We start from the raw sequence: 12,800 nt of genomic DNA on the forward strand, positions 1-12,800 counted from the left end.
ATGACACGCTTCTCCCCGCGAACCGCGTCGCGCAGCCGGGCGGGCGGGCTCGCCGCCACCGCCCTGCTGCTCGCCGCCGGTTCGCTCACCGTGGCCGCCACCACCGCTCCGCCCCGGGCCGAGGCCCCGGTGTTCGCCCTGGGCGGCCCGGCCGGGACGGCCCTGCACCCGTACGCGGAGGGCGGCGGCGAGCCGCGGCGGACCGCGGTGGCGATCACGGTCGCCAACCCGGCCGGGGGCGGGAAGGGTTACGAGGGCGACTTCGCCGTCACCTTCGACCTGACCGGCGCCGGGGGCGTCGCGGACCTCGACACCCTCGCCCTCGACGCCGGCCCCGGCATCACCTGCGGGACCACCGGGCCCCGCACCGCCGTCTGCACCGGCCACGGCCTGCCACCCGGCCTCACCCCCCTCGCCGACCTCCTCCTCGGCGCGGCCGAGGGCAGCGAGCCGGGCGACTCCGGCACGATCCGGGTGACCGGCGAGGCCGGGGGCGCGGCCTTCACCCCGTTCACCGCCCGGCTCACGGTCGGCGGCCCCGACCTGGTGATGCGGGAACTCCCCTTCGAGCACGAGCTCACCCCCGGCCACAGGCAGCCGGCCCCGATCACGTTCACCAACCGGGGCAGCCGCGCGGCCGAGGGCGTCGTCCTCACCCTGCGGTACTCGCGCGGCCTCGACATCCCGCAGCGCTATTCCAACTGCGCGTACGCGACCGACGCCCCGGACCTCCCCGGCGGCGGCTGGACCACGGCCCGCTGCTCCGTCGAGGGCTCCTTCGAGGCGGGCGGGACGTACACGCTGGCCGCCCCGCTGACGCTGGAGGCCACCACCCGGGCCTACCGCGACACCTTCGTGTACGGCATCCACGAGAGCGGCGCGGACCGGCGCGCGCCCGCCGCCCGCTCCCTCGCGCACGGGGCGGACGCCGTGCTCAGGGCCGTACAGCTGAAGCAGCCCGGGGCGGCCCGGGCCGTGGACCTCGAACCGGGCGACAACGAGCGCCGGGCCGACTTCCGTACGGAGAACACGGCCGACTTCGTCGCGTACGGGGACACCGCGTCCGGGGCCGTGGGCGACACGGTCACGGCGGACATCGGGTTCCGCAACGACGGCCCGGCCTGGATCGGCCGCCTCCGGTCCGGCGGGAGCGTCGCCGCCGTCGACTTCACCGTGCCGCCGGGCGCGACCGTCGTCTCCGCGCCGGCGGGGTGCCGGGCGGCGAGGGCCGATGGCGCGTACCGCGAGGACGGGACGGGCCCCGCGCCGCGTTACGTCTGCCCGACCTCGACGACCGTGCGCGACGGCGGCGGGCTGGACCTGACCTTCGGGCTGCGGATCGACGAGGTGCGCACCGGCGCGGTCGGCCGGGTCACGGTGAGGGGCCCGGAGCTCCGGCGGCCGGGGCTGCCGTTCGACCCGAGGGCGGGCAACGACACGGCCCGGGTGGTCCTCAACGGGGCGGGCGGCGGGTGGTCGGGCGGCCCGGGCGACGGCCCCGGCGAACCGTCGAGCGCTCCCACGGACGCCCCGGGCGACGACGCCCCCGGAACGTCCGGGTCCGCCGCCCGGGGCGCGGAGGGCGCGACGGCCGCGACGGGCGGAGGCGACACGGACGGCGGGGGCGGCTCAGGCGGTTCCGGCGGCCCGGGCGCGGACAGCGCCGCCGGGAACGGCGGCAGCCTGGCCTCCACCGGATCGTCCACCGCCGTGCTCGCCTCGGGCGCGGCGGCGGTCACGGCGTTGACGGCGGGCCTGGCGCTGTTCACTGCGGCCGGGCGACGGCGGCGGGTCTGAGGAAGGAAGGCAGGAGGGAGGGACAGGAGGGAAAGGCAGGAGGGAGGGGCGAGCGGGGGAGGGATGGAGGGGGAACAGCCTCCGTCCCGACTGACGTCTACATCCCGATGCGGCCGACCCGGGCGTCCCCGGGTACGGCCGCACATGGGGTGACCGGGCCGCTGTCCCCTGCGGACCGGTCACATGCGCCGGGATGTGGTCCCACGACGCACCTGCGGTACGTCACACGTCCCGGCGGAGCCACGCGTGGTTTTCTACCGATGCCGCCCCTGGTTGGCACGGACATCGGGACCAACGAAGGCGCCGCGCCCCCGGTCACGCGCCGTACGGGTGAGACGGGGACCGAACGCAGATACGGTCCTGCTGGGCCTCTGCCGGGCCCTCAGACCCGGCCGCGGCACAGCTCCAGCAGCGTCATCGCGAGCGCGGTGCCCGGCTTGCCCAGCGCGTCCCTGTAGTGGCTGAGGACGGCCGTCTCGCGGGAGAGGTTGACCCGGCGGCCGCCGGAGGTGATGCGGGCCTTCTGGATCACCGCCGAGACGGCCATCCGTTCCTGGATGAGGCCGATGATCCGGTCGTCGAGGGCGTCGATGCGCTCCCGCGCGCCGCCGATCAGGGCGGCGGCCTCGTCGGTGTGCGCGCCGGTGGCCGTGGTGGCTGTGGTGCTGCTGCTCATGGTGGTGACTCCCGGTGGGGTGGCGGCCCCCCGGGGCGAGAGACCCGGACACGAGAGACGCCCCGGGCCTGATGGCCCGGGGCGCCTGGAACGTTGCTCGTCAGTGACTCAAGCAGCACGACCATGGCAGCCGGCGGGCCGGATGCCATAGGTAAAGACGAAGGTCGTGTGCTGAAGCATGGGAACAGTATGGCCCCGGCCCGGCGGCCCGGCCAAGGCGGGGCCCGGATCGTGAGACGCGGGCCCCGCGCCCGGCCCGGCCGAGGGCTCGCGCACGGCCGGTAGAATCGGAAGGACCGACCCCCTTCACCACCGCCGGAAGGCCGCCCCGTGCCAGCAGCACCCCCCGCCGCCCCCGACACCACGGCCGACGTGGTCCTCGTCGTCGACTTCGGCGCGCAGTACGCCCAGCTCATCGCCCGCCGCGTCCGTGAGGCCCGGGTCTACAGCGAGATCGTCCCGTCCACCATGCCGGTGGCCGAGATGCTGGCGAAGAACCCCCGCGCGATCATCCTGTCCGGCGGCCCGTCGTCGGTCTACGCGGAGGACGCCCCCTCCCTGGACCGCTCGCTGTTCGAGGCCGGGGTCCCCGTCTTCGGCATGTGCTACGGCTTCCAGCTGATGGCGACCGCCCTCGGCGGCACGGTCGACGACAACGGGGCGCGTGAGTACGGCCGCACCCCGCTGCACGTCACGAAGGCGGGCTCGACGCTCTTCGAGGGCACGCCCACCGAGCAGCCGGTGTGGATGTCGCACGGCGACGCCTGCTCGGCGGCCCCCGAGGGCTTCACCGTCACCGCGTCCACCGACGTCGTGCCGGTCGCCGCCTTCGAGAACGACGAGAAGAAGCTCTACGGCGTCCAGTACCACCCCGAGGTCATGCACTCGACCCACGGGCAGCAGGTCCTGGAGCACTTCCTCTACCGGGGCGCGGGCATCGAGCCGAACTGGACCACCACCAACGTGGTCGAGGAGCAGGTCGCCCTCATCCGCGAGCAGGTCGGCTCCAAGCGCGCGATCTGCGGCCTGTCCGGCGGCGTCGACTCCGCCGTCGCCGCGGCGCTCGTCCAGAAGGCCATCGGCTCGCAGCTGACCTGTGTGTACGTCGACCACGGGCTGATGCGCAAGGGCGAGACCGAGCAGGTCGAGAAGGACTTCGTGGCCGCGACCGGCGCGAAGCTGAAGGTGGTCGACGCCGAGAAGCGCTTCCTGGACGCGCTGGCCGGGGTCTCCGACCCCGAGCAGAAGCGGAAGATCATCGGCCGCGAGTTCATCCGCGTCTTCGAGCAGGCCCAGCTGGAGATCCTCCAGGAGGACGGCCCCGAGGTCGCCTTCCTGGTCCAGGGCACGCTCTACCCGGACGTCGTGGAGTCCGGCGGCGGCACCGGCACCGCCAACATCAAGTCCCACCACAACGTGGGCGGCCTCCCCGACGACATCGAGTTCCAGCTCGTCGAGCCGCTGCGCCAGCTGTTCAAAGACGAGGTCCGGATGGTCGGCCAGGAGCTCGGCCTCCCCGAGGAGATCGTCCAGCGCCAGCCGTTCCCCGGCCCCGGCCTCGGCATCCGCATCGTCGGCGAGGTCACCAAGGACCGCCTGGACCTCCTCCGCGAGGCCGACGCCATCGCCCGCGAGGAGCTGACGGCGGCCGGCCTGGACCGCGACATCTGGCAGTGCCCGGTGGTCCTCCTCGCCGACGTCCGCTCGGTCGGCGTCCAGGGCGACGGCCGCACCTACGGCCACCCGATCGTGCTGCGCCCGGTCTCCTCCGAGGACGCCATGACGGCCGACTGGTCGCGCCTGCCGTACGAGACGCTGGCGAAGATCTCCACCCGCATCACCAACGAGGTCGCCGACGTCAACCGCGTGGTCCTCGACGTGACGAGCAAGCCGCCGGGGACGATCGAGTGGGAGTGACCTCCCGCTCCCGGTGAGCCCGTAGGGCCTCCTGGTCAACGCCGATGCCGTCGCTCATTCGTTTGAGTGGCGGCATTGTCGTATGGGCTGGGTACGCTGAGTGAAGAGACGAGACTTTCGGCGTATGGGAGCAATCATGAGCGCCGCACCCGAGCCCAGGCTTGAGCAGCAGCCGTACCGGTGGCCCGTCCCGCCGGAGGGCGGCTGGACGGCAGACGATCTCGACCGGATTCCGGGCCTCCCGCCCCACACCGAGCTGATCGACGGGAGTCTCGTTTTCATGAGTCCGCAGCGGAAGTTCCACACGCGAGCCATGTGGCTGCTTGAGCACGGGCTGCTCGCGCACTTGCCCGCGGATCTGGACGTGGACCGGGAGATGACGGTCAAGCTGGACCGCAACAACCGTCCCGAACCCGACATGCTGGTGTACCGGGCGGACGCCGACACCGGCGCGGATCAGACGTGGTACGCGCCCGAGGACGTCATCCTCGCCGTGGAGGTCGTCTCCCCCGACTCCGAAGCCCGCGACCGCGAGACCAAGCCCCGCAAGTACGCCGCCGCCGGCATCGTCCACTTCTGGCGCGTCGAACAGGGCCCTGACGGTCTCCCCGTCGTGTACGTCTACGAGCTGGACCCCGCACTGAAGGCATACACGCCCACGGGCATTCACCGCAACGCCCTGAAGCTCGACGTCCCCTTCCCTCTCTCCATCGACCTCACCGCGATCAATCAGCGTCGTCCCTAGCCCCACCCCTTCTCATCGCCCCCACCCGGCGGTAACTTCCGGTCCCGTACGCCCTGGGAACCCGAGGAGCCCGCCATGTCCGAGCCGCCCGCCGTGCCCGCCCCCGTCCCCGTCGAGCAGCTGCACTTCGCGATGCCGCCCGTGCACGCGTCGCCGGACGAGGAGCGGGCGTACCGCAGGCAGCGGCTCGCGGGGGCGTTGCGGCTGTTCGGGCAGTACGGGTACGAGGACGGGGTCTCCGGGCACATCACCGTGCGCGACCCCGAGTCGGCCGACCACTACTGGGTCAACCCGTTCGGCGCGCCCTTCGCCGACCTCGCCCCGCAGGACCTGATCCTCGTCAACGGCGACGGGCAGGTGGTCCAGGGCCGCTTCCACGTCAACCAGGCCGCCTTCGCGGTGCACGCGGCCGTGCACCGGGCCCGGCCGGACGCCGTGGCCGTCGCGCACACCCACTCCGTGCACGGGCGGGCGCTGGCCGCGCTCGGGGAGCTGATCGAGCCGATCACCCAGGAATCCTGTGCCTTCTACGAGGACCACGCGCTGTACGACGCGTACTCCGGGGTCGTCGTGGACGAGGAGGAGGGGCGGCGGATCGCCGAGGCGCTGGGGCCGCGCAAGGCGGTCATCCTGCGCAACCACGGGCTGCTGACCGTGGGGGACTCGGTGGACGCGGCGGCCTGGTGGTTCCTCACGATGGAGCGCGCCTGCCAGGTGCAGTTGCTGGCGCGGGCCGCCGGGAAGCCCGTCCTGATCGACCACCGGGACGCCGTCACCACCCGCGACCAGCTCGGCAGCGACCTGGTGGCCTGGATCAACTACCAGCCCCTGTGGCAGCGGATCAGTCGAACGTTCTGACGGGGCCCGCCCCTGGTTCGCCCCGATGCGGGCCCCGGCGTCCCCGTACGGCACAATGCGCTGGGATCGCAGCTGGGTTGGCTGTACCGGGGTGGGAAAGGGCGTAATCTCCCGTGGCGTTGGACGAGTCGAGGGCGAGCGGTACGCACGGCGGGGGCTGTACGTGCGGCGACTGCCCGCACGGAGCACGCGAGGGACACCGGCGCGCGGTCGCCGCCTTCCTCGCCAAGCGCGACGAGCTGGCGGCGGGGAGCGGTCTGCCCGCCGGGGTCGCCCAGTCCGCCTCCGCGTCCCGGCAGTGGGTCTCCGACGAGCTGACCGAGTCCGCCCGCACCGTCGCCGAACGGGGCCGGGCGGCCGGTGACGTCTGGCTCCACCAGGTGTGGCGGGGCACCCTGTCCGTCGTCTGGGGCGCGGTCGTGGCGCTGCTCGTCGGCGCGAGCCTCACCGCGATCGGGCCCGGCTGGACCACCGCCCGCACGGCCGGTCTGGCCGCCGCGCTCGTGACCGCTTCCCTGCTGACCGTCGCCGCCCGCTTCCACCGCGCCCGGGGCGGCCTCCTCGCCCCGCTGATCGGGGAGGACAACCGGCTCTCCACCTCCCGGGCCGTCGCCGCAGCCTGGGTGCTGTTCGCCGTCTTCGCCGTGCTCGTGCTCGCCCTCCAGCTGGCGGGCGCGTCCGACCACGAGGACCGGGACGCGCTGATCGAGGGGCTCGACCTGGTGCGGTCCGCCGGGGTGCTGGCCGTGCTGGCGCTGGTGTGCGCGGTCGCCGTCGTCGTACGCCGCGTGGTGACCGTACGGGTGCTGGGGCAGCGGCTCCAGAAGCTGCGCGCGGACCGGCCGCGCGCGGCGGACCTGCTCACCGACGACTCCGGGCGCGGTTCGTTCACGGATGTGCAGTACGTGCTGGTCAGCGCCGTCGCCGTGCTCTTCGCCGGGGTCCGGCTCGCCCGCCGCCCCGAGCAACTGCCCGACCTGCCGTGGGGCCTCGCCCTGCTGGTGGCGGTGTCGGCGGCGACGTACTTCGCCGGGAAGTACGCGGAGGGCGGCCGTCCCGTCGTGCTGTCCGTGGTGCGGGCCCGGGAGGCCGGGGACCTGGACGCCCCGATCCGGACCGGCGACGACATCGAGATCCGGGGCGCGGGCTTCGTACCGCCCGGCGCGGGCAGCCCCGACCGGCTGGCCCGGCTCGTCGTACGGATCGGCACGGTCCACGTCCACGTACCGCTGATCCCGGTCGCCGGGGGCTTCGCCAACCCGACCGACACCGTGCTCACCGTGCCGGTGCCGGTCGAGGTCGAGCCGGGGACCGTGGACGTCCAGGTCGTCACCGCCGCCGGGGTGGAGACCAACCGCTGTTCCATCGACGTGACGGACTGACGGCCCCTTCCTTCCTTCCTTCCTTCCTTCCTTCCTTCCGCTGATTGCCCCGCAGCCCTGGTGAGCGACGCCGGACAGGCGTACGTATGGTCGGGTGACGGGACTTCGGGAAGCGGGGCAGCGCTGATGAACGGTTACGGCGGCGGTTCGTACGGGCTGAGCGAGCCGAAAGGGCTGCGGGACCGGGCGCGGGAGTACGCCCTGCTCCCGCTGCGCATCTTCCTCGGCGTCACCTTCGTCTACGCGGGGCTCGACAAGCTGACGGACAGCGCGTTCCTCTCCGCGACCGGCGACGGCTCCATCGGGGAGACGATGCGCGGGATCCGCGACTCCTCCGCGGTCCCCGCCCTCGTCGACCTCGCGCTCAAGAGCCCCGAGGGCTTCGGTTACGCCATCGCCATCGGCGAACTGCTCGTCGGGCTCGGCACCCTCGTCGGCCTCTGGGCCCGGCTCGCCGCGCTCGGCGGCGCGCTGATCTCGCTGAGCCTGTGGCTGACGGTGAGCTGGCAGATGACCCCGTACTACTACGGCAACGACCTGCCCTATCTGATGGCGTGGCTGCCGCTGGTGCTCGCCGGCGCGGCCGTGTTCTCCGCCGACGCCTTCTTCGCCGCGCGCCGCCGCCGGACCAGGTAGCCCAGCCAGGTCGCCGCCGCGGACAGCCACAGCCCGCCGAAGAACAGCGGGAGGAAGAACGTCCACGGGGCCTCCCACTTCCCGGCGGCGTCGGCCGCGTACCCGGCGGCCAGGGCCAGCATCGTCAGGCCCGCCACCGCGCGGCCGGGCCGGAATTCATGACGCAGCACGGGTGACCTCCACCTGTCCGATGCCGATGTCGACTCGCAGTTCGATCGTGCCCGCCGGTTTGCCGCCTCCGGGCGGCGGCAGGGTGCGCCGGATCGTCTTGTCGCTGCTGATCCGGACCTGGACCGACTGCCCTTCCTCCAGCCGGATCTCCCCGAGGTCGGTGTCGGCGCGCACGTTCACCGTCACGTCCCTCGGGACGACCACGGCCGCCCGCCCCGCCGCGACGTCGAGACGGGTGCTCAGGGTCTCGCCCGCCGGGACCGTCAGGCCGGACAGGTCCAGCCGGGCGTTGCCGGTGCTCAGTCCGTAGGACGGCTGGACGGCGGCCGTCGACGCGGGCCGCCACTCCTGGCGGACCCAGGTCGTGGTGATGTCCTTCGGCAGCACCGACGCACCCGCCAGCAGGCCCGCCGTGACCATCGCCATCACGACCGTGCCGAAGCCGGTCCGGCCCAGCACCGAGGCGATGAGCAGCCCGAGGCCGAACACCGCGAGGGCGGCGGCCAGCCCGATCTGGAGGGCGGTGCCCAGCGGCTGGTCCCAGTTCAGCCTGGCGCCCAGGCCGCCCGCCACCAGCGCCGCCAGGAGGACGAGCCCGCCGACCGGGCGCGGCCCGCGCGGACGGGGCGACGGATGCGGGGCCCGGAACGGGGCGTCCGCGCTGGGCCGCCCGGCCCGCGCCGTGCCGACGTCCGTGTCCGGCGGCCCCCACAGATACCCGGAGCCCACCGGCCCGGTGGTCCCGTCCTTGACGATCGGGTCCCGCCACCAGGACGGACCGCCCGGCGTGGGCGGAGCCTTCACCTCCGGCGGCGGCACGCCGAGTCCGCCGGTGTGCGCGGGGCCGGGAGCCCGGCCGGGAGGGGCGGCCGGAGCCCCGGGCGGGGCCGCCGGGTCCTTCGGGTCCGCCGTCCGGCGCGCCTGCGTCCATACGGAGAAGCCGACGACGGCCAGCGTCAGCAGCGCGGCGAACGACAGCATGCTCCGGTTGTGCAGCATCGACAGGAACAGCCCGCAGCCGATCAGCGCCAGCAGCAGCGCCACCAGGGACGCCCCGTCGACCCGCCCCGACAGCAGCTTGCGCGCCTCGTTCTCCTCGTCGCCGTCCGCGGGCAGCAGCAGCCACGCGAAGCCGTAGAAGATCAGCCCGACGCCCCCGGTCGCCGACAGGACGCCGAGCACGATCCGGAAGATCACCGGGTCCACGTCGCAGTACCGGCCGAGGCCGCCGCACACCCCGGCGACGACCTTCTGCCGGGGGGTGCGCCGCAACTGGGGCTTCGGCGCGTCGGGGGGCGCGACGCCGGGGGCGGCGTCCGAAGGAGCGGTCATGCCTCCATGGTGACGGCCCGGACCGCCTGCCGGGACCCGCGCCGACCCTGGACGGTCCCTGATATTGCCGGGCGGGGGCCCGGAGGGGGCGGTGAACGGCTCCGCGACCGCGCGGCGGGGGCGTCCTCGCCCAGGACACGATCCCGCCGCCGTCAGGGTCCTCTGGGGGATCGACCCTGATGACCTTCCGCGCCCGCGCGTGTGACGATCGGGGTATGCCAGCCGCCACCGCCCGAGCCGCCAGCTCCCTCGCCGCCGATCCGGAGGAGCAGCCGCCGCGCAAGCTGTACCGGAGCGCGGACGGCCGACTGCTCGGCGGCGTCGCGCGCGGGCTCGCCGGGCACCTCGGGCTGCCCGTCGCCTGGGTGCGGTTCGTGTTCCTCGGGCTCTTCTTCACGGACGGCCTCGGCGCGCTGCTGTACGCGGTGTTCTGGATCGTCGTCCCGCTCGGCGTCGGCGGCGTCGAGGGCCCGCGCTCGGTGTTCGACACGGCGGCGGACGGCCGGCGCCGACTCCGTAAACCGGACAAGGGCCAGGTCTTCGCACTGGTCGCGCTGCTCGTCGGGGCCGTCACGTTCGTCGCCAACGTCGACATGGGCAGCGACGCCGACCGCTACATCTGGCCGACGCTCCTGATCGGCGCGGGCTCCGTCCTGGTCTGGCGGCAGGCGGACAACGTCCGGCGGGCCCGCTGGATGGAGGTCGGCCGCCACCGCAAGCTGCTCCACCTGGCGCGCGGCCTCGCCGGGGTGGCGCTCGTCGGACTCGGCCTCGCCGTGTTCATCGTGGTGCGCGGCTCGGCCGCCCAGCTCGGCAACGTACTGACCGCGGCCATCGCCGTCCTCACCGGCATCGCCCTGCTCGCCGGCCCCTACCTGGTCCGGATGACCCAGGACCTGTCCGAGGAGCGCCTCATGCGCATCCGCGCCCAGGAGCGCGCCGAGGTCGCCGCCCACGTCCACGACTCCGTGCTGCACACCCTCACCCTGATCCAGCGCAACGCGGACGACGGCGGCGAGGTCAGACGCCTGGCCCGGGCCCAGGAGCGCGAGTTGCGGAACTGGCTGTACAACCCCGAGGGCACCGGCAAGGAGGAGGACGACGAACCGGAGACCCTGGCCGAGGCGGTGAAGCGGGCCGCCGCCGAGGTCGAGGACAAGCACGGCGTCCCCCTGGAGGTCGTGGTCGTCGGCGACTGCCCCCTCGACGACAGGCTGGCGGCGCAGATGCAGGCCGCGCGCGAGGCGATGGTCAACGCCGCCAAGTACGGTGGCGAGGGCGGCGCCGTCCAGGTCTTCGCGGAGGTCGAGGGCCGTACGGTCTTCGTGTCCGTACGGGACCGGGGTCCGGGTTTCGACCTGGACGATGTTCCCGCGGACCGCATGGGCGTACGAGAATCAATCATCGGCCGGATGCGGCGCAACGGCGGCAGCGCCCGGCTGCGTCCCGCGCCCGGCGGGGGCACCGAGGTCGAGCTGGAGATGGAAAGGGCGAGCGAATGACCGAGAACACCGAAGCCACCGGGGGCCCGGAGCGACGGGTACGGGTCGTGCTCGTCGACGACCACCGGATGTTCCGCACCGGGGTGCAGGCCGAGATCGGCCGCACCGAGGAGACCGGCGTCGAGGTCGTCGGCGAGGCCGCCGACGTCGACCAGGCGGTCACCGTCATCACGGCGACCCGCCCCGAGGTCGTCCTCCTCGACGTCCACCTCCCCGGCGGCGGCGGCGTCGAGGTGCTGCGCCGCTGCGCCCCGCTGATGGGCACGGCCGACAACCCGGTCCGCTTCCTGGCGCTCTCCGTCTCGGACGCGGCCGAGGACGTCATCGGGGTGATCCGGGGCGGCGCGCGCGGCTATGTCACCAAGACGATCACCGGCACCGACCTGGTCGACTCCGTCTTCCGGGTCCAGGAGGGCGACGCGGTCTTCTCGCCCCGCCTGGCCGGCTTCGTCCTGGACGCCTTCGCCTCCACGGACGCCCCGCCGGTCGACGAGGACATGGACCGCCTCACCCAGCGCGAGCGCGAGGTGCTGCGGCTGATCGCGCGCGGCTACGCGTACAAGGAGATCGCCAAGCAGCTGTTCATCTCGGTGAAGACGGTGGAGTCGCACGTCTCGGCGGTGCTGCGCAAGCTCCAGCTGTCCAACCGGCATGAGCTGACGCGGTGGGCGACGGCTCGGCGGCTGGTCTGAGCGGGGGTTGGTCCGAGCCACGGTCGGTCTGAGCGACGGCTCGGCGGCTGGTCTGAGCGCGGTTGGTCTGAGCGACGGCTCGGCGGCTGGTCTGAGCGCGGTTGGTCCGAGCGGGGGTTGGCCGGAGTCACGGGCGGTCTGAGCGACGGCTGGTCCGAGGCCGTTGCTCAACCGCTTCCGGGGCCCCGCTGTCCGGGTTCGCTCTTTCCCGGCTCGCGCTCTCCCGGCTCCCGCTGTCCGGGTTCGCTCTTTCCCGGCTCGCGCTCTCCCGGCTCCCGCTGTCCGGGTTCGTGCTCTCCAAATGCGCGCCTTCCGGGCTCCAGCGAGATGTTGACCTTCTCGCCGATCCGGCGGTAGCCGATGCCCGCGTAGATCCGTTCCACGTCGGCGTCGCCCGGCTCCAGCCACACCGTCCGGCAGCCCCGGTCGAAGGCCCGTTCCGTCAGCCAGGCGGAGAGGGCCGCGCCGATGCCCCGGCGGCGGAAGGGGGCGGCGACGGCGAGGCCGACGAGTTCGCTCAGGCCGTCGACGGCCACGGAGCAGCCGCCCGCCCCGGCCGGTGCGCCGTCGAGGACCGCCAGGGCGGCGACCCCGTCGCCGGTGGCCGCCGTGCGCAGCCAGTCGGTCGTCCCCGCGTCGGGTTCGCCCGCGCCGCCGAAGCCGTGGTGCTGGACGCGGGCGGCGTCGGTGAACTCCGCTTCGGTGCCGGGCACGGCGATACGGAGGCCGTCGACCGGCTTCGGCGGGGTCAGGTCGGCGGGGGCGCAGGCCAGCAGCGGGGCCCGGTGCTCCACGGTGAAACCGGCGGCCAGCAGGGCCGGTTCGACGGCCGGGGCCCAGGCGGGCAGGAACTCCAGGCGGGGCAGCCGCGCCCGCTTCCGGAACGCGTCCACCAAGGCCGCCACCTCGTCCGCCGTGGGTTCCGCTTCCCGGTCGGGGATGGCGTAGTTGGCGTACTTCAGCTCCCAGCCCGGGTTGTGCCGGACGGTGAACGGGCCCACCCGGTAGTGGGCGGGGGAGCGCAGTGTGAGGGTGCGGGCGTAGTCCTGGACGGCGTTCGCCATCGTCATACGGGAGTTCCTTCGGCGGGAG

11 protein-coding genes and 1 pseudogene are annotated in these 12,800 nt (G+C 73.8%); 8 read left to right on the forward strand and 4 right to left on the reverse strand.

The genetic code is table 11. The features are described 5' to 3' along the window. Positions 1 to 1,797 carry a peptidase gene (locus ACLJPL_RS18500; protein WP_411081920.1) on the forward strand — a complete coding sequence of 599 codons (1,797 nt, stop codon included), beginning with the start codon at positions 1 to 3 and terminating at the stop codon, positions 1,795 to 1,797. A gap of 382 nt (positions 1,798 to 2,179) precedes the next feature. On the opposite strand, the gene ACLJPL_RS18505 is transcribed toward ACLJPL_RS18500, so the two are convergent. After that, entirely contained in the window at positions 2,180 to 2,473 is a 294-nt protein-coding gene (locus ACLJPL_RS18505; RefSeq protein WP_411081921.1) for a chorismate mutase, read from the reverse strand. A 330-nt stretch (positions 2,474 to 2,803) separates the two neighbouring features. Here ACLJPL_RS18505 and guaA point away from each other — a divergent pair, with 330 nt between their 5' ends. The 5 genes from guaA (at position 2,804) to ACLJPL_RS18530 (ending at position 8,011) form a co-directional block, all read left to right on the forward strand. Then, positions 2,804 to 4,390: a glutamine-hydrolyzing GMP synthase gene (gene guaA / locus ACLJPL_RS18510; protein ID WP_411081922.1), complete on the forward strand. Its 1,587-nt coding sequence runs from the start codon at positions 2,804 to 2,806 to the stop codon at positions 4,388 to 4,390. A 136-nt stretch (positions 4,391 to 4,526) separates the two neighbouring features. Continuing rightward, positions 4,527 to 5,135, forward strand: coding sequence for a Uma2 family endonuclease (locus ACLJPL_RS18515; RefSeq protein WP_411081923.1), 609 nt, complete (start codon positions 4,527 to 4,529; stop codon positions 5,133 to 5,135). 75 nt (positions 5,136 to 5,210) lie between these two features. After that, on the forward strand, positions 5,211 to 5,993 hold the full coding sequence (locus ACLJPL_RS18520) for a class II aldolase/adducin family protein (protein WP_411081924.1): 783 nt from the start codon (positions 5,211 to 5,213) through the stop codon (positions 5,991 to 5,993). A 113-nt stretch (positions 5,994 to 6,106) separates the two neighbouring features. Then, positions 6,107 to 7,375 (forward strand): hypothetical protein, encoded by a 1,269-nt coding sequence (locus ACLJPL_RS18525; RefSeq protein WP_411081925.1) that lies wholly within the window; start codon positions 6,107 to 6,109, stop codon positions 7,373 to 7,375. A 126-nt stretch (positions 7,376 to 7,501) separates the two neighbouring features. Next, positions 7,502 to 8,011 (forward strand): DoxX family protein, encoded by a 510-nt coding sequence (locus tag ACLJPL_RS18530; protein WP_411081926.1) that lies wholly within the window; start codon positions 7,502 to 7,504, stop codon positions 8,009 to 8,011. Here ACLJPL_RS18530 and ACLJPL_RS18535 read toward each other — a convergent pair. Both ACLJPL_RS18535 and ACLJPL_RS18540 read right to left on the reverse strand, forming a co-directional pair. Beyond that, a complete protein-coding gene (locus ACLJPL_RS18535; RefSeq protein WP_411081927.1) occupies positions 7,918 to 8,181 on the reverse strand; it encodes a hypothetical protein in 264 nt (87 codons plus the stop codon). The genes ACLJPL_RS18530 and ACLJPL_RS18535 overlap by 94 nt on opposite strands. Continuing rightward, on the reverse strand, positions 8,168 to 9,514 hold the full coding sequence (locus ACLJPL_RS18540; RefSeq protein WP_411081928.1) for a PspC domain-containing protein: 1,347 nt from the start codon (positions 9,512 to 9,514) through the stop codon (positions 8,168 to 8,170). Before ACLJPL_RS18540 ends, ACLJPL_RS18535 begins: the two co-directional genes overlap by 14 nt. Positions 9,515 to 9,729: 215 nt before the next feature. Between ACLJPL_RS18540 and ACLJPL_RS18545 the strand changes: the two genes are divergently transcribed. Next, positions 9,730 to 11,016 (forward strand): PspC domain-containing protein, encoded by a 1,287-nt coding sequence (locus tag ACLJPL_RS18545; RefSeq protein WP_411081929.1) that lies wholly within the window; start codon positions 9,730 to 9,732, stop codon positions 11,014 to 11,016. Next, a complete protein-coding gene (locus tag ACLJPL_RS18550) occupies positions 11,013 to 11,708 on the forward strand; it encodes a LuxR C-terminal-related transcriptional regulator (RefSeq protein WP_411081930.1) in 696 nt (231 codons plus the stop codon). The genes ACLJPL_RS18545 and ACLJPL_RS18550 overlap by 4 nt, the downstream gene beginning before the upstream one ends. A gap of 314 nt (positions 11,709 to 12,022) precedes the next feature. On the opposite strand, the pseudogene ACLJPL_RS18555 reads toward ACLJPL_RS18550, so the two are convergent. Continuing rightward, positions 12,023 to 12,778 (reverse strand): annotated as a pseudogene (locus ACLJPL_RS18555) (GNAT family N-acetyltransferase); the annotation flags it as partial. Positions 12,779 to 12,800 lie beyond the last annotated feature (22 nt).

It is taken from the genome of Streptomyces sp. cmx-18-6, assembly GCF_046548915.1.
Taxonomy (GTDB): domain Bacteria; phylum Actinomycetota; class Actinomycetes; order Streptomycetales; family Streptomycetaceae; genus Streptomyces.

Bases quoted from the DNA above. Each gene is read 5' to 3' on its own strand.
- ACLJPL_RS18500 (WP_411081920.1), top strand. From the start codon at position 1: ATGACACGCTTCTCCCCGCGAACCGCGTCGCGCAGCCGGGCGGGCGGG.
- ACLJPL_RS18505 (WP_411081921.1), bottom strand. From the start codon at position 2,473: ATGAGCAGCAGCACCACAGCCACCACGGCCACCGGCGCGCACACCGAC.
- ACLJPL_RS18515 (WP_411081923.1), top strand. From the start codon at position 4,527: ATGAGCGCCGCACCCGAGCCCAGGCTTGAGCAGCAGCCGTACCGGTGG.
- ACLJPL_RS18520 (WP_411081924.1), top strand. From the start codon at position 5,211: ATGTCCGAGCCGCCCGCCGTGCCCGCCCCCGTCCCCGTCGAGCAGCTG.
- ACLJPL_RS18530 (WP_411081926.1), top strand. From the start codon at position 7,502: ATGAACGGTTACGGCGGCGGTTCGTACGGGCTGAGCGAGCCGAAAGGG.
- ACLJPL_RS18540 (WP_411081928.1), bottom strand. From the start codon at position 9,514: ATGACCGCTCCTTCGGACGCCGCCCCCGGCGTCGCGCCCCCCGACGCG.
- ACLJPL_RS18545 (WP_411081929.1), top strand. From the start codon at position 9,730: ATGCCAGCCGCCACCGCCCGAGCCGCCAGCTCCCTCGCCGCCGATCCG.
- ACLJPL_RS18550 (WP_411081930.1), top strand. From the start codon at position 11,013: ATGACCGAGAACACCGAAGCCACCGGGGGCCCGGAGCGACGGGTACGG.